The organism is Marinobacterium sp. YM272 (assembly GCF_050908845.1).
Classification (GTDB): Bacteria; Pseudomonadota; Gammaproteobacteria; order Pseudomonadales; family Balneatricaceae; genus Marinobacterium_D.
In genome coordinates, this window is record NZ_CP194171.1 from 1,387,927 (window position 1) to 1,407,480 (window position 19,554).

The 19,554-nt window shown below is 57.3% G+C and carries 18 protein-coding genes; 11 read left to right on the forward strand and 7 right to left on the reverse strand.

From position 1 onward, the window contains the following. Positions 1-79 precede the first annotated feature (79 nt). Positions 80-562, forward strand: a complete 483-nt coding sequence (locus tag ACQUQP_RS06450) for a YajQ family cyclic di-GMP-binding protein (RefSeq protein ID WP_432697980.1) — start codon at positions 80-82, stop codon at positions 560-562. Here the strand turns inward: ACQUQP_RS06450 and ACQUQP_RS06455 are convergent. The 3 genes from ACQUQP_RS06455 to ACQUQP_RS06465 all read right to left on the reverse strand — a co-directional run bounded on the left by ACQUQP_RS06455 (position 543) and on the right by ACQUQP_RS06465 (position 3,255). Further along, positions 543-860 carry a PA4570 family protein gene (locus ACQUQP_RS06455; RefSeq protein ID WP_432697981.1) on the reverse strand — a complete coding sequence of 106 codons (318 nt, stop codon included), beginning with the start codon at positions 858-860 and terminating at the stop codon, positions 543-545. The genes ACQUQP_RS06450 and ACQUQP_RS06455 overlap by 20 nt on opposite strands. A 95-nt stretch (positions 861-955) precedes the next feature. Continuing rightward, positions 956-2,347 (reverse strand): AmpG family muropeptide MFS transporter, encoded by a 1,392-nt coding sequence (locus tag ACQUQP_RS06460; RefSeq protein ID WP_432697982.1) that lies wholly within the window; start codon positions 2,345-2,347, stop codon positions 956-958. Between the two features lie 146 nt (positions 2,348-2,493). After that, positions 2,494-3,255 (reverse strand): SDR family oxidoreductase, encoded by a 762-nt coding sequence (locus ACQUQP_RS06465; protein WP_432697983.1) that lies wholly within the window; start codon positions 3,253-3,255, stop codon positions 2,494-2,496. A gap of 223 nt (positions 3,256-3,478) precedes the next feature. Here ACQUQP_RS06465 and ACQUQP_RS06470 point away from each other — a divergent pair, with 223 nt between their 5' ends. The 3 genes from ACQUQP_RS06470 to groL all read left to right on the forward strand — a co-directional run bounded on the left by ACQUQP_RS06470 (position 3,479) and on the right by groL (position 6,235). Continuing rightward, entirely contained in the window at positions 3,479-3,964 is a 486-nt protein-coding gene (locus tag ACQUQP_RS06470; protein WP_432697984.1) for an FxsA family protein, read from the forward strand. Between the two features lie 275 nt (positions 3,965-4,239). Next, positions 4,240-4,533: a co-chaperone GroES gene (locus tag ACQUQP_RS06475; protein WP_432697985.1), complete on the forward strand. Its 294-nt coding sequence runs from the start codon at positions 4,240-4,242 to the stop codon at positions 4,531-4,533. Between the two features lie 58 nt (positions 4,534-4,591). After that, the gene (groL, locus tag ACQUQP_RS06480) at positions 4,592-6,235 is read left to right on the forward strand and encodes a chaperonin GroEL (protein WP_432697986.1); all 1,644 of its coding nucleotides are present in this window, start codon (positions 4,592-4,594) and stop codon (positions 6,233-6,235) included. A 144-nt stretch (positions 6,236-6,379) separates the two neighbouring features. On the opposite strand, the gene ACQUQP_RS06485 is transcribed toward groL, so the two are convergent. Then, positions 6,380-7,780, reverse strand: coding sequence for an IS1182 family transposase (locus tag ACQUQP_RS06485; RefSeq protein WP_432696783.1), 1,401 nt, complete (start codon positions 7,778-7,780; stop codon positions 6,380-6,382). A 139-nt stretch (positions 7,781-7,919) separates the two neighbouring features. On the opposite strand from ACQUQP_RS06485, the gene ACQUQP_RS06490 reads away from it, so the two are divergent. From ACQUQP_RS06490 to ACQUQP_RS06520, 7 genes are all read left to right on the forward strand, one after another. Then, complete coding sequence (locus tag ACQUQP_RS06490; protein WP_432697987.1) at positions 7,920-8,783, forward strand: hypothetical protein; 864 nt, start codon at positions 7,920-7,922, stop codon at positions 8,781-8,783. Positions 8,784-8,870: 87 nt separating this feature from the next. After that, complete coding sequence (thpR, locus tag ACQUQP_RS06495) at positions 8,871-9,440, forward strand: RNA 2',3'-cyclic phosphodiesterase (protein ID WP_432697988.1); 570 nt, start codon at positions 8,871-8,873, stop codon at positions 9,438-9,440. A 19-nt stretch (positions 9,441-9,459) separates the two neighbouring features. After that, positions 9,460-10,821, forward strand: coding sequence for a tRNA 5-hydroxyuridine modification protein YegQ (gene yegQ / locus ACQUQP_RS06500; protein ID WP_432697989.1), 1,362 nt, complete (start codon positions 9,460-9,462; stop codon positions 10,819-10,821). A gap of 106 nt (positions 10,822-10,927) precedes the next feature. Beyond that, the gene (locus tag ACQUQP_RS06505; protein ID WP_432697990.1) at positions 10,928-11,794 is read left to right on the forward strand and encodes a prenyltransferase; all 867 of its coding nucleotides are present in this window, start codon (positions 10,928-10,930) and stop codon (positions 11,792-11,794) included. 179 nt (positions 11,795-11,973) lie between these two features. Further along, positions 11,974-13,479, forward strand: coding sequence for a fumarate hydratase (locus tag ACQUQP_RS06510; RefSeq protein WP_432697991.1), 1,506 nt, complete (start codon positions 11,974-11,976; stop codon positions 13,477-13,479). Positions 13,480-13,581: 102 nt separating this feature from the next. Then, positions 13,582-14,982 carry an IS1182 family transposase gene (locus ACQUQP_RS06515; protein WP_432697992.1) on the forward strand — a complete coding sequence of 467 codons (1,401 nt, stop codon included), beginning with the start codon at positions 13,582-13,584 and terminating at the stop codon, positions 14,980-14,982. A 258-nt stretch (positions 14,983-15,240) separates the two neighbouring features. Then, complete coding sequence (locus ACQUQP_RS06520; RefSeq protein WP_432697993.1) at positions 15,241-15,645, forward strand: c-type cytochrome; 405 nt, start codon at positions 15,241-15,243, stop codon at positions 15,643-15,645. Positions 15,646-15,661: 16 nt separating this feature from the next. Here the strand turns inward: ACQUQP_RS06520 and ACQUQP_RS06525 are convergent, their stop codons facing one another. The 3 genes from ACQUQP_RS06525 to ACQUQP_RS06535 all read right to left on the reverse strand — a co-directional run bounded on the left by ACQUQP_RS06525 (position 15,662) and on the right by ACQUQP_RS06535 (position 19,538). Continuing rightward, positions 15,662-16,039: a hypothetical protein gene (locus ACQUQP_RS06525; RefSeq protein WP_432697994.1), complete on the reverse strand. Its 378-nt coding sequence runs from the start codon at positions 16,037-16,039 to the stop codon at positions 15,662-15,664. A gap of 14 nt (positions 16,040-16,053) precedes the next feature. After that, the gene (locus ACQUQP_RS06530) at positions 16,054-17,778 is read right to left on the reverse strand and encodes an ATP-binding protein (RefSeq protein WP_432697995.1); all 1,725 of its coding nucleotides are present in this window, start codon (positions 17,776-17,778) and stop codon (positions 16,054-16,056) included. Positions 17,779-17,912: 134 nt separating this feature from the next. Continuing rightward, entirely contained in the window at positions 17,913-19,538 is a 1,626-nt protein-coding gene (locus tag ACQUQP_RS06535) for a GGDEF domain-containing protein (protein ID WP_432697996.1), read from the reverse strand. Positions 19,539-19,554 lie beyond the last annotated feature (16 nt).

The following is a 19,554-nucleotide window of genomic DNA, read 5'->3' on the forward strand; positions in this document are numbered from 1 at the left end:
CAATAACAGAAAGTAAGATGGAAGCGGATCTGGATTTTTGCCGACCGCTTCCGGTTGTCTGAATTCAGGAGAGTAGGAAATGCCCTCGTTCGATATCGTATCCGAACTGGATATGCATGAAGTGACCAATGCGGTGGATCAGGCCAACCGCGAAATTCAGAGTCGTTATGATTTTAAGGGTGTTAGCGCCAGCTTCGAGTTTCAGGACGAAACCGTCACACTGACGGCCGAAGTGGATTTCCAGCTGCAGCAGATGCTTGATGTTCTGCGTGCCAAACTGACCAGCCGCAAGATCGACACCAAGTGCATGGAAGTGAAGGACCCGGATGTCAGTGGCGTCAAAGCGACCCAGCAGGTGACCCTGCGGCAGGGGCTTGATCAGACCCTGGCGAAGAAGATCACCAAGACCATCAAAGAGAGCAAGTTGAAGGTGCAGTCACAGATTCAGGGCGAAAAGGTCCGCGTGACCGGTAAGAAACGTGATGACCTGCAGCAGGCGATGGCACTGCTGCGCGAGGCAGATATCGAGCTGCCGCTACAGTTCAATAACTTCCGCGACTGAGCGCATTCCGCGACAGACCGCGGGTAGCAACGGGAAGGGCTCCGTGCTTCTTCCCGTTGCTACCCACGCAGCGGCTGCAGCCGCTCTCTTCCATGCACGCCAGCAGAAACAGCTCTCTCACCAGCTCCTTCTCCCTGCCCTGACAGCAGCAGAAGTCCTCTGGGTTAATCAGCCCCGCATCCAGCATCGGTTGCAGCTCTTCACTGTGCCAGTGCAGCAGTACCACACCGGTATTGCGCAATGTCACTCTCAGTTCCGGGTCCTTGCGTTCCAGCCAGGCATCAATCTGATAGGCCATAGGGGTCTCCTTGCTCATTTAATAGGCTCTTTTATTGAATGTAATGATAATCAATATCATTTGCAATAAGGTAAGCCTGGAAAGTGAGCAGAGGGTTAGCTGTCCCTGTCCGGTGGGGCTGAGTGCCTGATCTGGGTATGACGTGCCGCCAGAACGATCAGAATCAGCACCGGGATACCGAGAATGGCGGTGCCGGTGAAAAACAGCGGGTAACCGATCTGATCAACCGCAACGCCGGAAAAACCGCCGAGAAATTTCGGCAGCAGCAGCATGATCGAGCTGAACAGGGCGTACTGGGTGGCGGAGTACTGGATATTGGTCAACGCCGACAGGTAGGCGACAAAAGCCGCGGTGGCGATGCCGGCACTGAAGTTATCCAGGGATACGACCACGACCAGCAGTTCCACAATCGGGCCGTTTAGGGCCATCAAGGCGAACAGCAGATTGGTGGTGGCGGCTAGCAAAGCGCCAATGAAGAGAATCTTCATGACGCCAAAACGGTTGACCAGCACACCGCCGGCCAGGGCGCCGATCAGGGTCATGATGACACCGAACACCTTGGTAACGGCGGCAATTTCCGCCTTGGTGAAGCCGATATCGACGTAAAATACGTTGGCGATTACACCCATCACGATATCGGCAATGCGGTAGCTACCGATCAGCGCCAGGATCAGCAGCGCCTGCCAGCGATAGCGTTTGATAAAGTCGGCGAAGGGTGAAACCAGCGTGACATACACCCATCCGGCTGCGCGAGCCAAGCGGCCATCCCTCTGGCTGTGAGAGACCCACTTTTCCACCTGCTCGATCTGGGCCTCGAGTTCCTGGTTGGCGGGTGCTTTGGGCTCGGGAGAAAACAGCGTTGTCAGAATGCCCGGCAGCATCAGCGCCGCCATGACCGAATAGGCGAGCTGCCAGGGCGCGTGTTCATAGGTCGATTCGCTTGGATCGACCAGCGCGGCTATGGCCAGCACGCCGGCGGTGGAGGTGATCATCGCCAGGCGGTAGCCGACCATGTAGGTCGCGGCCATCGCCGCCTGGAGCCGCTCGTCACCGGACTCGATGCGGTAGGCATCCACGGTGATGTCCTGGGTGGCCGAGCAGAAGGCCACCACCAGTGCCATCCAGACACTGAACTCCAGGTTCTGTGCCGGGTCGTTAAATGCCATCCCCAGCAGTCCGGCGGCCACGCCCAGTTGTGCCAGCAGCATCCAGCTGCGGCGGCGGCCCAGCAGGCGGCCCAGCAGCGGCAGCCGGATACGGTCCACCAGCGGCGCCCAGGCCCACTTGAACGCATAGGCGAGCGCCACCCAGGAGATAAACCCGATACTGCTGCGCTCTATACCGGCTTCACGCAGCCAGAATGAAAGCGACGAGAACACCAGCAGCAGGGGCAGCCCGGAGGAGAAGCCTAGAAACAGAAGAATCAGCGGGCGGGGGTGAAGATAGACGCCCAGGGCGCTTATCCATTGCGTGCTGCGGTTATCCATAAGGGTCCTGTGCTCTGGCTGACCGGTACAGTCTGGCGGCCCATCATTGTGCGTCAGGTGCACAGGAAATCAAGAAGTCGATCAGGCAAGGGGCGTAATGGGAGGGTGTCCGGGCTGCACCTGAGCCCGGACATGACTGACGTTGATCAGATACGCAGGGCGCCATCGATCTCCAGGCAGCGGCCGTCGACGTAATCGTTTTCGAAGATGAACGAGACGGTTTTTGCGATCTGCTCCGGTTTGCCCAGTTTCTTGGTCGGAATCATCGCCTCGATCTTTTCGCGTGCTTCCGGCTTCATCGCCATGACCATCTCGGTACCGATATAACCCGGCGCGATGGAGGCCGCACGGATACCGTAGCGTGCCAGCTCTTTTGCCCAGGTCACGGCCATCGCCTCAACCGCCGCCTTGGTCGCGGTGTAGTTGGTCTGGCCCATGTTGCCGGAGCGGGAGATGGAGGAGATATTAATGATGCAGCCTTCAGTGCCAAGTTCGATCATCTTGGCGGCGGCTTCGCGGCCACACAGGAAGGTGCCGGTCAGGTTGACCTTGAGCACCAGGTCCCAGTTCTCCTTGGACATCTTGGAGACAACCTGACCTTCCTTTGCCTTGACGAACAGACCGTCGCGGGTAATACCAGCGTTATTGACCAGACCGTGCAGTGAACCCAGGTCAGTGACAATATCGCCAAACAGCTTTTCTACGTCAGCCTCTTCACTGATATCTGCAACATAGCCTCGCGCTTCGACGCCTTTTGCAACGCAAAGATTGATAGTCTCGTCGAGATCGGCCTCGTTCAGGTCGACCAGTGCCAGCTTGGCACCCTTTTCGGCCAGTTCCAGAGCCATGGCGCGACCGAGGCCACGACCACCGCCGGTTATAGCAATAACCTTGTCTTTCAGATCCATAACGCTATTCCTCAGTATGTAGTGGGTAATACATTTTGATGGCTGTAGCAATCTATATTGTGCGCTGCGATATGTTGCGCTGCAACACGGTTTGCCGCCAGTGCAGCAAAATTCATGTTGCAGCTGTACTTTTGGGTTGGGGCCCGCGTTGATAGCCACTTTAATACCGTTCCGAACCGCCGTCTGTTAGTCTTTCGGCTGTAAGTAACTATTGAGGTGAGCGATGCGCTTTCTGTTTATCCTCTTCGTGGTCATTCCGATCATCGAAATCACTATTCTTATCCAGGTTGGTCAGGCGATTGGTGCCTGGTATACGGTTGGCCTGGTGCTTCTTTCTGCTTTTATTGGCGTCAACATGCTGCGTTATCAAAGCCTTGCAACCCTGGGACGCGCTCAGGAGCGGCTTAACCGCCAGGAGATGCCGGGGCAGGAGATGGTAGAAGGGATCGTGCTGGCCGTGGGTGGTGCGCTGCTTATCACTCCGGGGTTCGTTACCGATGTCATCGGCTTCAGCTGTCTGATACCCGCATCGCGCAAGGCGTTCGTGAAACTGCTGATGAGTCGCTTCACCCTGATCGTCGCTTCCCAAGCCACGCACCGCGAGGGCGGGTTTCAGCGCCCTGGGCCGGGCGATGCAGCGCAGCCACGCCGCAATGGTGATGTCATTGAAGGCGAGGTCATCGATCGCGACGACCGGGACAAGCCGTAAGCGCTCAAAATCTTTACTTCCAACCCCTTGAATCCATTTTCGGCCCACCCCACATAAGGGGCATCGGGCCGATTTTCGTTTGGGGATGCAAAGGATTGAGTCACGGCTTCCCCGACGACTGGAAATGCAAAAAAAATTTCTTCGCACTGTTGAAATCGGCAGTGCCGGCCCCACAAACAAAGCCACAGATATTTTGAACAGAACCGGGCACCCTCTCGGGCCCGGTTATAAAAATCAACATCGCATTGGATCCTAGATACCAGGAGAACAACCAGATGAATATTCGTCCACTTCACGACCGTGTAGTAGTTCGTCGCAGTGAGGAAGAGACCACCACGGCGAGCGGCATCGTGCTGCCGGGTTCTGCTGCCGAAAAACCGAATCGCGGTGAAGTAGTCGCAGTCGGCCCCGGTCGAGTGCTGAACAACGGCGACGTTCAGGCGCCGTCTGTCAAAGTGGGGGATAAGGTCCTGTTCGGTCAGTACGCTGGCTCCAACACCGTCAAAATCGGTGATGACGAGCTGCTGATCATGCAGGAAAGCGAAATCTACGGCGTACTGGAAGACTGATCGTCGCGTTAATCGCTCATAACGTTAACAACAGACTGAATTACAGGATATACAGATAATGGCTGCTAAAGACGTACGTTTCGGTGATGATGCCCGTCAGCGCATGCTGGCCGGCGTAAACATTCTGGCGGATGCGGTTAAGACAACCCTGGGCCCGAAAGGCCGTAACGTTGTACTGGACAAAGCTTTCGGCGCGCCGACCGTAACCAAAGACGGTGTTTCCGTTGCCAAAGAGATCGAGCTGCAGGACAAGTTCGAAAACATGGGCGCACAGATGGTCAAGGAAGTTGCTTCCAAGGCCAACGACGTGGCCGGTGACGGTACTACCACTGCAACTGTTCTGGCTCAGGCGATCGTCAACGAAGGTCTGAAGTCCGTTGCTGCGGGCATGAACCCGATGGACCTGAAGCGCGGCATCGACAAGGCGGCTGCCGCTGTTGTTGAGCAGCTGGCTGAAATGTCTTCTCCGTGTGAAGACTACAAGGCGATCGCTCAGGTCGGCACCATCTCCGCCAACTCTGACGCTGAAGTCGGCAAGATCATCGCTGACGCGATGGAAAAAGTCGGCAAAGACGGCGTTATCACCGTTGAAGAAGGCTCCGGCTTCGAAAACGAGCTGGACGTTGTCGAAGGTATGCAGTTCGACCGCGGTTACCTGTCTCCGTACTTCATCAACGAGCAGGAAACCCAGGCTTGCGAACTGGAAGATCCGTTCGTCCTGCTGGTCGACAAGAAGATCTCCAACATCCGCGAACTGCTGCCGGCTCTGGAACAGGTTGCCAAGTCTTCCCGTCCGCTGCTGATCATCGCTGAAGACGTTGAAGGCGAAGCGCTGGCGACTCTGGTCGTCAACACCATGCGCGGTATCGTTAAAGTCTGCGCCGTTAAGGCTCCGGGCTTCGGCGACCGTCGTAAGGCGATGCTGCAGGATATCGCTATCATGACCGGTGGTCAGGTTATCTCCGAAGAAGTCGGTCTGAGCCTGGAAACCGTTACCCTGGAGCACCTGGGTACCGCCAAACGCGTCAACATCACCAAGGAAAACACCACCGTTGTTGGCGGTGCCGGTTCCAAGGCTGATATCGAAAGCCGCGTTCAGCAGATCCGCGTTCAGATCGAAGAGACCTCTTCTGATTACGACCGCGAAAAACTGCAGGAGCGTGTTGCCAAGCTGGCTGGCGGCGTTGCTGTCATCAAGGTTGGTGCGGCTACCGAAGTTGAAATGAAAGAGAAGAAGGCCCGCGTTGACGACGCTCTGCACGCGACCCGTGCGGCTGTCGAAGAAGGCGTGGTACCTGGCGGTGGTGTTGCACTGATCCGCGCGCTGAGCAAGATCGCTGGCCTGGAAGGTGACAACCACGACCAGACCATCGGCATCCAGCTGGCGCTGCGCGCCATGGAAGCTCCGCTGCGCCAGATCGTCAGCAACGCTGGCGGCGAAGGCTCCGTCGTTGTCGACAAGGTACGTGCCGGTGAAGGCGCATTCGGCTTCAACGCATCTACCGAAGAGTACGGCGATATGCTGGAAATGGGTATCCTCGACCCGGCAAAAGTAACCCGTTCTGCGCTGCAGGCGGCTGCTTCTATCGCTGGTCTGATGATCACCACCGAAGCAATGGTTGCTGAACACCCGGAAGAGAAGCCGGCTATGCCTGACATGGGCGGCATGGGTGGAATGGGCGGCATGGGCGGCATGATGTAATGCCAGCCTAGGCGCTCCAGACCTGAGAAGCCCCGCAATTGAGAGTGTGTAAAAACACAGTTTCCTCAGGCCCGGGTAAAGAACCCTGTCATTTGGCAGGGTTCTTCGTTTCTGAGCGCGACTAATTCACAACCCATCTATCTATCAGATCAGTTGCAGCATTCTCTGGACCCCAAGAGCATTGATCATGCGATTTAAGTTGTAAGCCATAACCGCCAACCCCATTTCTGATTCTGCACCGGATTGCCCCCAACATCTGAAACGCCGCATACCCATATTGTGCTTAAGTTGAGCAAACGGACGCTCGACAACGGCACTTCGTAACCGCATTAAACCTGGGTTTTCATCAACTCTTTGCTGGGAACGATCCAGTGCGTCTTCATTGAAGTGTCGGGTGACCCAGCGTTTATCAGCGCTTGTGCACCGGCCCTGCAAGGGACAGGCGTTACAACCAGTCCGGGCATATAGGCGGTGCTTTTTCTTGCGATTGTAGGTCTGGTAGGTCAACAACTGACCGGCTGGGCAAGTAAACTGATCTTGCTCACTGTCGTAGGTAAACTCACTTTTCTGGAAGTAGTTCCCCTTATTGTTAACAGCGCGATTGACCGGAACTGCGGGTTCGATGCCTTGCTCCTCACATCGCTCCAACTGCTCCCCATTGGAGTAGCCTGCATCGGCGAGAACTTGAAGTGTATCTGCACCAAGCTCCGACTTTGCAGTCGTTGCTATCGGCTCCAATTGACGGTTGTCGCTACCTTCGGTCGTGACCTCATGATGGACGATCAGACCAGTCTCTACGTCAACGGCACTTTGTACGTTATATCCAACCACAATGCCTTCCCGGCCGGAGCGCATACGCTTGGCCTCAGGCTCGGTTTCACAGCACTGTGATGCCCCTTTATCTAGAGAGCCTGAGAGCCCGTCGAGCCTTACTTTGCGCTTCTGGAGCTGACTCAATGCCTCGTGGATGGAGCCTTTGTCGTTCGTACCCGATTGCTCGGATTTAGCCATCAGGTGCAGGTAATCATCAATCTTGCGGTTTAAGCGTTTCTGGAGAGCGTCGAGCTGCTTACGGTTATAAGTTTTACTCATGCTGGCGGCAGCTCGGAACTTGCTGCCATCAATCGCTATCATCCGACTATCAAGTAGGCTCGCTTCACGGCAAAACTGAATGAAGCCGCGGCAGGCCTCGCGTATGGCTTTGCTGTTTTGTTGACGGAAGTTAGCCAGTGTCTTGAAGTCGGGCGCCAATCGCTTCATCAGCCACAGTACTTCGACGTTGCGGTGGCACTCTTTCTCTAGCCTACGGGTACTACGCACTTGATTGAGGTACCCGTAGGTATAGAGTTTAAGGAGATCGGCCGGGTCATAGGGTTTGCGACCGGTGTGTTTGGTAGCGGCCTGAGTAAAGCCCAGAGCTAGCATATCCAATGAATCCATGTAGGCATCGATAACCCTGACAGGATTATCTGCCGAGACATAATCATCTAAGCTCTCTGGAAACAGAGTGCTCTGCTGCCGGGGTTCCCCTTTGAGATGACGCATAAAAAAATACCCGCACTTATTGGTGCGGGTATTTTGTCGGTATAGAGAGTGTTTTTACACATCCTCAATTGCGGGGCTTTTTCGTTTATGGCAAAGCTGATAGTGTGACTTTTCAGTGGTAACGGATTGATTTCAAAAGATGAGTGAACGTAAAGAACCAGGACTGAACCTGTCGGGCCTGGAAGCCGATGAGGTAGAGAAGCGTGGCGCCCCGCAGCCTCCCAGGCAGAAGTCTGAAGTCGCCAGATCCGATACAGGCCGCGGCGGCGGTATCCTGTTAACGTTGATCCTGTTGATTATGGCGGGTGGTACCGCTGCAGTGGGGTACTGGTCACTGGAGCTGAAAAAAACCGTCGACTCGCAGCAGGCGGAATTGACGGTCATGCGCGAGCGGCTGGCCGAGATGTCGGAGGCGCTGGCGTTGACCAGTGATACCGCGAGCCAGGCCGGGCAGACGCTGATGGGACGCATCGGTACGCTTGAAGAGACTGCCACCGACAAATATGCGCATTTCGATTCCGAGATTGCCAAGCTCTGGACCGTGGCCTACCAACGCAACAAGCCGCAGCTCGAGGAGCAGCAGAAAGCACTGGATGCCCAGCGCGAAACCCTGGAGTCGTTAAAGGCCGGGTTGGCCGCGGCCGAAAAGCAGCTATCCTCGTTTGCGGGTACGCAGGATGAGCTCGCATCGGTGAAAAAATCGCTGTCCAGCCTCGATAGTGCGCTTAACGAGCAGAAGTCCCGTATCGAATCGGTCAGCAGCGACACCAGTTTTGCGCTGTCACTGGAAAAGGATGAGCGTGTTGCAGCCCAGCAAGCGCTTGGGCAGCGGATCGATCAGATTGGTCAGAGTGCCCGGAGTCAGGGCGATCTGAGTGGACGGATCGCAAGCATTGAGCAGTCGATTCAGGCGATCGATGGCTCCCGCCGTCAGTTCAACCAGAGCCTGCTGCGCCTGCGCGATCAACTTAACCAGCTGCAGCTCCGGGTGGAAGGCGGTTGATTTAACTGAGCTTTTCACTCAGGTTTGCGTCGCGCCAGTTTCGGCGGCACAATAGCCGGTTTCTGAAAGAGGTTCAGCACACCGCGCATGGACATACGCGCCTTTTTTGCCCTGCCGATCCCGGAGCGCGTTGCCCGCGCACTGGCCGATTATTCGGATACCTTGTGTGAGTATGATCGGGGGCTTGATGCGACCTGGGTCGACTCCTCCGGTTATCATCTGACACTCTGTTTTCTGAGCGAGATTACGCTGGATCAGGTACAGCAGCTTGAACGCGAAGCGCGCAAGGTCCTGGCTGATGTGGCGCCGTTCAGAGTGCCGCTGGATACGCTGGATTATTATCCGGTCAACCCGGAACTGTCCTTGGTGGCAGCATTGACCAGCAAGCCGGCTCCGCTGGCTGCCCTGCAGATGAAGCTGGCCGAGGTGGCCCGGTCTGCCGGTGTGCGCTATCACGAGAGAGGCTTCCGGCCGCATGTGACGCTGGGCCGGCTACCGGCGGACAATCGCTTCGAGCCGCCGCCGCAGTGGCCGCTGCTCGCTGAGGTTGCACCTGCTGATACGGTAGTGCTGTTCCAGAGTCGCCCGGGCGAGCGCGGGTCGATCTATACACCTCTTTTCGATATTCCCCTGTCCGCCGGTGCGGGCAGCCTCTAACCCAAATACGTTGTTGAACATGCGAACGCCTGAACTCCTGTCCCCGGCGGGGACGCTTAAAAATATGCAATACGCATTCGCCTATGGCGCGGATGCGGTTTATGCCGGTCAGCCGCGCTACAGCCTGCGTGTGCGTAATAACGACTTTACGCACGACAACCTGGCCGAAGGGATTCGTATTGCCCATGACCTGGGCAAAAAGTTCTTTGTGGCCAGTAACATCCTGCCGCACAACTCCAAGCTGACCACCTACATGCGTGATATCGAGCCCGTCATCGAGATGGGGCCGGATGCGCTGATCATGTCCGACCCGGGCCTGATCATGATGGTCAAGGACAAGTACCCGGATCTGCCGATCCACCTGTCGGTGCAGTCCAACACCATGAACTGGGCGTCGGTGAAATTCTGGCACCGTAACGGTATCGAGCGCGTCATACTGTCCCGCGAGCTGTCGCTTGAAGAGGTGGCCGAGATCCGTGACTGCTGCCCGGAGATGGAGCTGGAAGTGTTCGTGCACGGCTCGCTCTGTATCGCCTACTCCGGCCGTTGCCTGCTGTCCGGCTATATGAACCACCGCGACCCGAACCAGGGCACCTGCACCAACGCCTGCCGCTGGAAGTACGACGCTCACGAGGCGAAGGAAGACGAGTCTGGCGATGTGGTGCCGGTACAGTCGTTCGACCCGGCCGAGCAGGGCGCTGCGACCCACGAGCCGGCCCTGGGTGAAGGCAAACCGTCCGACCAGATCTTCCTGCTGCAGGAGGAGAACCGTCCTGGCGAGTACATGCCTGCGTTCGAGGACGAGCACGGTACCTACATCATGAACTCCAAGGACCTGCGCGCCATCCAGCACGTACACAAGCTGGCGGAGATGGGCGTGGACTCCCTGAAGATCGAAGGCCGTACCAAGTCACACTATTATGTAGCGCGTACCGCCCAGGCATACCGCCAGGCGATCGACGATGCCGTTGCCGGCAAGCCTTTCGATATGGGCCTGATGGATGTACTGGAGAACATGGCGAACCGCGGTTACACCGAAGGTTTCTACCGTCGCCACGTGCATGACGAGTACCAGAACTACGAAAACGGCAGCTCTATCGGCGTGCACCAGCAGTTCGTCGGTGAAGTACTGGATCACGACTCCCAGCGCGGTACGCTGGAGATCGATGTGAAAAACCGCTTCGAGATGGGCGATACGCTGGAGCTGATGACGCCGGCCGGTAACCGCCGCTTCAAGCTGTCCGAACTCTACAACAAGAAGGGTGAGGCGGTAGATGCGGCACCGGGTTCCGGTCACCGCGTGACCATCCCGCTGGATTTCGATACCGATATGCGCCACGCGCTGCTGATGCGGGATCTGCCCAACGCGCCGCAGCGTTAATCTCGCAGTAACCGCTGCGCGCTAGTCCGGCCCGCCGGATAATGGCATCATCACGGGAGCCTCTTCAGGCTCCCGTTTTGTTTTCTGGCGACAGGCAGTTACCGACTTGACCACTCTCTCCGCGCACTCATTAACAAAGTACCAGTTTAAACGTGCACTGCGTCCTTTTTCCTTTGGCGTGGCGCTAACCACCTGTCTGATCGGCATCACTGCCGCCTGGCAGCAGGGCCTGCTCATTCCGCTCAATGCGGTATTGGTATTGGTCGGTGGACTGCTGCTGCAGGCGGGCGTCAATCTCATCAACGACTATTCGGATATCGCCGAGCTGGGCGATTCGGCGCAGGTGAAAGCCAGCGTTATCGCCATCCGGCGTAACTTCCGTATCGGCATGCTCTGCTTTCTGCTCGCCACACCGCTGGGACTTTACCTGGTGTTTGATCGCTCCATCGCGTTGTTGGGGCTTTTCCTGGTTGGCCTGGTCGGGGCGTTGGGTTATACCCTGCGACCGCTGAATTACAAGGACCGGGGCCTGGCGGTTTTGCTGGTGTTCTGGCTGATGGGCGTGTTTATGGTCGCAGGCAGCTATGTGGCGGTGGGCGGCACGCTGAATACACAGATCCTGGCGCAGTCGGTACCGATCAGTCTGCTGGTGTCGCTGCTGTTGCTAAGCAATGAGCTGCGCGATTACGAGAGTGACAGGGAGCAGGGGTTGAAGACACTGACGGTGCGTGGCGGCTACGAGCGCTCACGCCGGCTCTACCTGAGCCTGCTGTTGCTGACACCACTGAGCACGCTGCTGCTCTGGGGGCTGAAGATGATCCCGGCTCCCTGGCCGTTGCTGGCGGCGTTGCCGTTCATGCTGATGCCGCTGCGCTATCTCAACCGCCCGGCCGAAGAGCGGCGGCCTCTGCCGCCGGCCACCGGGCGCCTGGTGATGATTTTCGGTTTACTGTTTTGCGTAACGATCGGCTAAATCGCTACCTGGGCATACACCGTTAGTCGTACAACCCGCACCATCATTGCGACATCTGGTGTATAATCCTGCGCCATCCGAGGGGTGCCCGCGAGTCTGTCAAAGCTTGAATAGCGCCCTGATCCAAACCAGGGCCACTATCTAGTAGCAATGGCCCTAGCCTGAATGGAGAGTCACGAATGAGCGTTATTCGCCAGGATGATTTCATCAGCAGCGTTGCCGATGCGTTGCAGTTCATCTCCTACTACCACCCGATCGATTTTATCCAGGGTGTGCATGAAGCCTACCTGAAGGAGGAGAACCCGGCGGCCAAGGACGCCATGGCGCAGATCCTGATCAACTCCCGCATGTGTGCCGAAGGCCACCGCCCGATCTGCCAGGATACCGGTATCGTCACCGTGTTCCTGAAAGTGGGTATGAACGTGCAGTGGGACGCGAAGATGTCCGTGACCGATATGGTCAACGAAGGTGTGCGTCAGGCTTACCTGAACCCGGACAACGTTCTGCGCGCCTCCATCCTGGCCGATCCGGCCGGCAAGCGTCAGAACACCAAGGACAACACCCCGGCGGTTATCCACTACGAGATCGTCGAAGGTGACGAGGTCGAGGTTCACGTGGCAGCCAAAGGCGGCGGCTCCGAGAACAAGTCCAAGATGGTAATGCTGAACCCGTCTGACAGCATCGTCGACTGGATCGTCAAAACCGTACCGACCATGGGCGCTGGCTGGTGTCCGCCGGGTATGCTCGGCATAGGTATCGGCGGTACCGCCGAGAAAGCCGCGGTACTGGCGAAAGAATCCCTGATGGACCCGATCGACATCCACGAACTGCGCGAGCGCGGTCCTCAGAACCGTGTCGAAGAGCTGCGTCTGGAGATCATGGACGCGGTTAACGCCCTGGGCATCGGCGCTCAGGGTCTGGGCGGTCTGACCACTATCCTCGACGTTAAGATCAAGGATTACCCGACCCACGCGGCGTCTCTGCCGATCTGCATGATCCCGAACTGTGCCGCGACCCGCCACACCCACTTCAAGCTCAACGGTAACGGCCCGGCCGTACTGACGCCGCCGAGCCTGGATGAGTGGCCGGAAGTGACCTTCGAGGTCGGCGCCAACACCCGTCGCGTCAACCTGGACGAAATCACCCCGGAAGTGGTGAAAGAGTGGAAGGTCGGTGAAACCATCCTGCTGAACGGCAAGATGCTGACTGGCCGCGACGCGGCGCACAAGCGCATGGTCGAGATGCTCAACAACGGCGAAGAGCTGCCGGTGGATCTGAAAGGCCGCTTCATCTACTACGTGGGCCCGGTTGACCCGGTGCGTGACGAAGTAGTTGGCCCCGCAGGCCCGACGACCTCTACCCGCATGGACAAGTTCACCCGTCAGATCCTTGAAAGCACGGGCCTGCTGGGCATGATCGGTAAATCCGAGCGTGGCCCCGTGGCCATCGAAGCGATCAAGGACAGCCAGGCGGTTTATCTGATGGCTGTGGGCGGCGCCGCCTACCTGGTATCCAAGGCGATCACCGACTCCAAGGTGCTGGCCTTCCCTGAAATGGGAATGGAGGCGATCTACGAGTTTGAAGTGAAGGATATGCCGGTTACCGTCGCGGTAGACACCTCTGGCGAGTCTGTGCACACCACTGGCCCGGCCAAGTGGAAGGACATCATCGCGCACAGCGCCTGATAAATACTCTCCGCTTCATGACAAACCCCGGCCTTTGAGGGTGTGTAAAAACACTCTCTATACCGACAAAATACCCGCACCAATAAGTGCGGGTATTTTTTTATGCGTCATCTCAAAGGGGAACCCCGGCAGCAGAGCACTCTGTTTCCAGAAAGCTTAGATGATTATGTCTCGGCAGATAATCCTGTCAGGGTTATCGATGCCTACATGGATTCATTGGATATGCTAGCTCTGGGCTTTACTCAGGCCGCTACCAAACACACCGGTCGCAAACCCTATGACCCGGCCGATCTCCTTAAACTCTATACCTACGGGTACCTCAACCAAGTGCGCAGTACCCGCAGACTAGAGAAAGAGTGCCACCGCAACGTCGAAGTACTGTGGCTGATGAAGCGATTGGCGCCCGACTTCAAGACACTGGCTAACTTCCGTCAACAAAACAGCAAAGCCATACGCGAGGCCTGCCGCGGCTTCATTCAGTTTTGCCGTGAAGCGAGCCTACTTGATAGTCGGATGATAGCGATTGATGGCAGCAAGTTCCGAGCTGCCGCCAGCATGAGTAAAACGTATAACCGTAAGCAGCTCGACGCTCTCCAGAAACGCTTAAACCGCAAGATTGATGATTACCTGCACCTGATGGCTAAATCCGAGCAATCGGGTACGAACGACAAAGGCTCCATCCACGAGGCATTGAGTCAGCTCCAGAAGCGCAAAGTAAGGCTCGACGGGCTCTCAGGCTCTCTAGATAAAGGGGCATCACAGTGCTGTGAAACCGAGCCTGAGGCCAAGCGTATGCGCTCCGGCCGGGAAGGCATTGTGGTTGGATATAACGTACAAAGTGCCGTTGACGTAGAGACTGGCCTGATCGTCCATCATGATGTCACGACCGAAGGTAGCGACAACCGTCAATTGGAGCCGATAGCAACGGCTGCAAAGTCGGAGCTTGGTGCAGATACACTTCAAGTTCTCGCCGATGCAGGCTACTCCAATGGGGAGCAGTTGGAGCGATGTGAGGAGCAAGGCATCGAACCCGCAGTTCCGGTCAATCGCGCTGTTAACAATAAGGGGAACTACTTCCAGAAAAGTGAGTTCACCTACGACAGTGAGCAAGATCAGTTTACTTGCCCAGCCGGTCAGTTGTTGACCTACCAGACCTACAATCGCAAGAAAAAGCACCGCCTATATGCCCGGACTGGTTGTAACGCCTGCCCCTTGCAGGGCCGGTGCACAAGCGCTGATAAACGCTGGGTCACCCGACACTTCAATGAAGACGCACTGGATCGTTCCCAGCAAAGAGTTGATGAAAATCCAGGTTTAATGCGGTTACGAAGTGCCGTTGTCGAGCGTCCGTTTGCTCAACTTAAGCACAATATGGGTATGCGGCGTTTCGGATGTTGGGGGAAATCCGGTGCAGAATCAGAAATGGGGTTGGCGGTTATGGCTTACAACTTAAATCGCATGATCAATGCTCTTGGGGTCCAGAGAATGCTGCAACTGATCTGATAGATGGGTTGTGAATTAGTCGCGCTCAGAAACGAAGAACCCTGCCAAATGACAGGGTTCTTTACCCGGGCCTGAGGGAACTGTGTTTTTACACAGCCTCCTTTGCCGGGGTTTTGCGTTTCTGGCAACAGGCTGTCGGTCGGAGTTTGTTGACCCTTATCAAAGGAGACCTGCAAACAGTACTCAAGTACTAAAGAGGCCGGATTCCGGTGGGGCATATAGTGGAGCTATCTGTTAACTGGCCTCATGAGGTGTGCCATGAATAACCGTTGGATAGCTGCACTTTCTCCTTCTGCCCTGGTTGCTCTCACTGCTCTGGTTGCTTCTCCCGCGCTTTACGCCGAAGGCAGCGATCAGGAAGCGATGGCAGCGGCGGGTGCTGCCGTGTTTCATCAGTGCGAAGCCTGTCATACATTGGACCCGGCAAAGAACGGCTTTGGTCCCGATCTGCATGGCGTGGTCGGGCGTGAAGCCGGTACCGTGCCGCGTTTTGCCTATTCCGATGCGCTGAAAAATTCAGGGCTTACCTGGAGCGAGGAGAACCTGCGTAAGTGGGTGGCCGATAACGAAGCGCTGGTGCCGGGCACACGCATGCGTCACGTCTCGGTGACCGACCCGGTGGAACAGGACTACCTGATCGCTTTTCTGAAATCCCTGAACTGATCAGGCGGGTAATTGATCAATCTGGCTCTTTGGCAGGGGAGGGGCTTTTCTTCGGCAGTAGTCCCTCTTTCCTGAGTCTGGCCTTGAAAGCTTTCATCACCGGTCGCGAGATCCGCGTTTCCGCCAGTACACGGGTTTCGTAGATCTGCTCGATCATCGCCGCCGAGGGCGTCTGCCCGACTGTGGCAATCAATGTATGCATCTCGTCCCCCAGATGTTCACCGCTGAGAGTGCTGCAGTGTCGGTAGAGCTCGGCAGCCAGCGTCTTGTCCTGCTCATTCATCTTGCACTTGCCGTCGAGGATCTTGAGCATAAGGGCGATCACGCAGTCGATCTCCCGAGGCGAAAGCGAATGACTTTTCAGCCACTCTTCAGCGGGTATAAGAGCGCTCATCTGATATTACTCCCCTAGGCGGCACTCTTCGGGCGTTGTGCGTTCGTGCCGGTCATATCCAGACCGCGGAAACCGGCGCAATGCTCGAACACCTCCATGCTCGGCGGGCAGTCTCTGAAGCTGCAGAATTTCGCCACCAGTTTGGCCAGGCCCTTGATATCGCGGCCGCTGGCGCTGGCGAAGCGTTCGGCCAGTTGCTCAAGCTGCTCTGCCTCCAGCGGCAGACCAAACTGCTCTGTCATCACCTGCCAGATGCGGCTGCGTTCCTCGGCATCGGGGTGTTGATAACGCACCATGGCGATACAGCGGGAGATGATCGCTTCGTCGATATCGTCGATGCGGTTGGTGGTCAGGAACAGCAGACCGTTAAAGTACTCCAGCACGCGCAGGAATACACCGACCACCGCGTTCATGGTCAGGTTGTCGTCGCGGCGCTTGATATAGACATCCGCCTCGTCGATCAGCATTACGGCGCCCCAGCGCTGGGCACGGATCAACACATCCTTCAGGTTTTTCTCCATCTCGGCCACGTTAAGCCCCAGCTGGCCGGAGTGAACGCGATACAGCGGGCGGCCGATGATCTCCGCATAGACTTCGGCGGTCAGGGTTTTGCCGACACCGGCGGGACCGCTGCAGAGCACGGTGGTGCCGCCGGATTTGCCGTCGATGATATCGTCCAGCAGCATCTCCATCTCGGCGGTGAGTATATCGATCAGATCAGTGTGGGCCTGGGGCAGGACCAGTTTATCTTTCAGCTCCGGTTGATAGCGGTAGGGCTGCAGGTTATCCACATGCACCCAGAGATGGTGGTGCAGCTCCAGATGGAACATCAGGATATAGCCATGCACCGGAATTCGGCTGAACAGGGGTTCCGGGATCGCCTCGGCCAGGGCCTCGATGCGCTTGTCCACCTCATCACTGAAGCTGGACTGGCGGGCGATGCGCTTGAGGATGGCGTTAAGGATCTTGCCGCTCTGCTGCAGCGTCAGTTCCCGCTCGGCGAGCACCTCCTCGTCGTTCACCAGCCGGGCGTCGCCGCCGCTGGCGGATAGCACGACACGGGGCTTGCGGCCCCATTCGCTGTTGCGGTGCGAGGCGGCCGGGTCTTCGGCGTAGATGCCGGTGCCGCTGCCGGAGAACTGCTCGCCGAAGTTGGCGCGCCAGTTGATATAGCGCTCGTTGGCGGCGTCAAAGCTGGCCAGCAGGTGGTCGGTCTCTTTCAGATAACCCTTGGTGGCGAGCAGCTCTACCAGTGACTGATTGTTGAGGTCACGCTCGGAGATGATCAGCTGCTTGGTCTGGAGCTTGCCTCGGCTGTTGGCTTTCAGGTCGATGACGATACGCGCCTGCTCCTCGCTGCCGGCGGGGGTGAAGTCGATGCGGGAGACCGCCCAGGGCAGCAGAGTGCCGCTGCCTTCCAGGCGGAACAGCCAGCCCCGGCTGACGTTCTGGCTCAGATGGGCGATCAGTTCCGGCAGCAGCTCCTCGAGATCCTCTCCTACGCTGACAGGCTCGGCGGCAAAACTGGCATCGCGCAGCGCCTGCAGTTGGGCTTTCTTGCCGGCCCCTCCCGGAAGCTGGCCGTAGATGTCGATCAGCAGATTTAACTGCTCCTGGTTGAAGACCTGAAACGGGATCTCAACCCTGCTTGCCAGCTTGAGCTGCTCTTCCCAGGTCGTCAGTGATGGACAGCGCTGGAACAGCGTTGTCGCCACATTTCGCTCGATTTGAAGTTTCACCCCTGTCTCCTCGCGTCTGTTGCCAGATTGTCAGGGGCAAACGCCATGCCAGGGCTAAGCTTATGAAATTCAGTTGTTTTGTCGCGGCTCAGTGTGAGGTTGCCGACACAGTGTCGGCATTGGGGCGGGGTTTATCAGGTAATGTAGGCATCCGGTGGGCCGCCCGGGCTGGTGGCCACCTGGTTTCTGCCCGCCTGTTTTGCCCGGTAGAGTGCCGAGTCGGCTTTCTGCAGCAGTTCGCTGTCGGTGCACAGGTCGCCGTAGTCAAAATAAGCGACGCCGGCACTGATGTTCAGGTTGATCAGTTCGCCCTGCTTGGACTGGATGGAGAGTTCGGGGGCTTCAACCCGTATCTGTTCGGCTATCGCCTGGGCCTCGGAAAGGCCGATCTGAGGCAGGATGAGGGCGAACTCCTCACCGCCATAGCGCGCAGCGAGTTCGCCGGAGCGCTGAGCGAAGCGTTTGAGCAGGTGGGCGAACGCGCGCAGGCAGTCATCGCCCTGCTGATGGCCGTAGGCGTCATTGATCTGTTTGAAATGGTCGATATCAAACAGGATCAGTGCCAGGGTTTGCTGGTGTCGCGTCGCCCGGTTCAGCTCTTGCTGCAGACAGGTGTCGAACTGGCGGCGATTGGCGATGCCGGTAAGGCCATCGAGATGAGACAGCTTTTCCAGCTCTTCATTCAGGTGGCGAAGCTCCATAGAGGTTTCGCTGTAGTGCTGTATATTTTCGGCGATGGCATTTATCTCCGAGAAGTAGCCCAGCTTTTTATCCTCATCGGACAGCGGAATGCCTCTGCTGGCGAGCTCCAGGGCCTCGCTGGTGCGCAGTATGGGACGCAGCACCAGGTAGTTGAAACCGATCAGCAGCGCCGTGCCGATCACCAGAAATGCGGCAATAAAGACCCAGGTTAAGTGCTGTACCTGCAGGGCATCGTCTTCCACACGCTTGGCCAGTTGCTGTGTTTTCAGCGCGGCATCGTTGTTTAGCAGGTTGCTGAGATGCAGCTGTTCGCGGATCGCTTCCTGGTAATAACCTTCAGCCTGAATCTGCAGTTGGATGATGTCGACAGTACGCTCCTGCAGCCGAGCCAGCAGTTGACCCAGTGTGTCACTTGACGCGCCGGCCGAGCTGGCAAAGGTCAAAGGGCTCTGGGATGTCTGCTGCCTGGTACGTTCGATCTCCTCGATCAGTCCGGCCCAGTCAGCGGTGAGAAGGTTGGTATGTTCTATGTTGGTGGCGAGGACAAACAGCGAGCGGCTGATCGCTGACGCCTGGGGGCCTGCCGATATCTGTGCCTGGTGTGGCAGCGCCAGTTGTTCGCTGATCTGGCGCAGCGCCCTGGCGTCCGTGTGCAGCAACTGTTGCAGGCGATGCTGTTCTGTGCGCCGTTCTGACAGTGGCAGAATGGCCTGCATTACGCTGCTGGCCTGCTTTGCCAGTTGTGGGTCCGGCTCGAAGGCAAAACCGTTAACCAGTACCTGAGACTGCAGGCGGGTACGGCGGATCAGTGCCGGGTCCTCCGTCCGGTAAAGGGTGTTGATAAAGTAGTAAAGCCGGTCTGCCCGCTGGCTGTTGTGGCGCCACTGGGTGATGGCCGGGAGGTGAATATCACGGGTTTCCCGTGCTTTATCCACGATGCCGTTCATCAGCGGCATCGCCAGCCAGATCATCACGCCAAGAAGCAGCAGCAGCAGTAACACGCCGATGTGAATGGTGTGGGCCAGGCTGGGGCGGAACTGATGGGCCCGTTTCTGCATCCTGATCTCTCCCGTT

Bases quoted from the DNA above. Each gene is read 5' to 3' on its own strand.
- ACQUQP_RS06450 (WP_432697980.1), top strand. From the start codon at position 80: ATGCCCTCGTTCGATATCGTATCCGAACTGGATATGCATGAAGTGACC.
- ACQUQP_RS06455 (WP_432697981.1), bottom strand. From the start codon at position 860: ATGGCCTATCAGATTGATGCCTGGCTGGAACGCAAGGACCCGGAACTG.
- ACQUQP_RS06460 (WP_432697982.1), bottom strand. From the start codon at position 2,347: ATGGATAACCGCAGCACGCAATGGATAAGCGCCCTGGGCGTCTATCTT.
- ACQUQP_RS06465 (WP_432697983.1), bottom strand. From the start codon at position 3,255: ATGGATCTGAAAGACAAGGTTATTGCTATAACCGGCGGTGGTCGTGGC.
- ACQUQP_RS06470 (WP_432697984.1), top strand. From the start codon at position 3,479: ATGCGCTTTCTGTTTATCCTCTTCGTGGTCATTCCGATCATCGAAATC.
- ACQUQP_RS06475 (WP_432697985.1), top strand. From the start codon at position 4,240: ATGAATATTCGTCCACTTCACGACCGTGTAGTAGTTCGTCGCAGTGAG.
- groL (WP_432697986.1), top strand. From the start codon at position 4,592: ATGGCTGCTAAAGACGTACGTTTCGGTGATGATGCCCGTCAGCGCATG.
- ACQUQP_RS06485 (WP_432696783.1), bottom strand. From the start codon at position 7,780: ATGCGTCATCTCAAAGGGGAACCCCGGCAGCAGAGCACTCTGTTTCCA.
- ACQUQP_RS06490 (WP_432697987.1), top strand. From the start codon at position 7,920: ATGAGTGAACGTAAAGAACCAGGACTGAACCTGTCGGGCCTGGAAGCC.
- thpR (WP_432697988.1), top strand. From the start codon at position 8,871: ATGGACATACGCGCCTTTTTTGCCCTGCCGATCCCGGAGCGCGTTGCC.
- yegQ (WP_432697989.1), top strand. From the start codon at position 9,460: ATGCGAACGCCTGAACTCCTGTCCCCGGCGGGGACGCTTAAAAATATG.
- ACQUQP_RS06510 (WP_432697991.1), top strand. From the start codon at position 11,974: ATGAGCGTTATTCGCCAGGATGATTTCATCAGCAGCGTTGCCGATGCG.
- ACQUQP_RS06515 (WP_432697992.1), top strand. From the start codon at position 13,582: ATGCGTCATCTCAAAGGGGAACCCCGGCAGCAGAGCACTCTGTTTCCA.
- ACQUQP_RS06520 (WP_432697993.1), top strand. From the start codon at position 15,241: ATGAATAACCGTTGGATAGCTGCACTTTCTCCTTCTGCCCTGGTTGCT.
- ACQUQP_RS06525 (WP_432697994.1), bottom strand. From the start codon at position 16,039: ATGAGCGCTCTTATACCCGCTGAAGAGTGGCTGAAAAGTCATTCGCTT.
- ACQUQP_RS06535 (WP_432697996.1), bottom strand. From the start codon at position 19,538: ATGCAGAAACGGGCCCATCAGTTCCGCCCCAGCCTGGCCCACACCATT.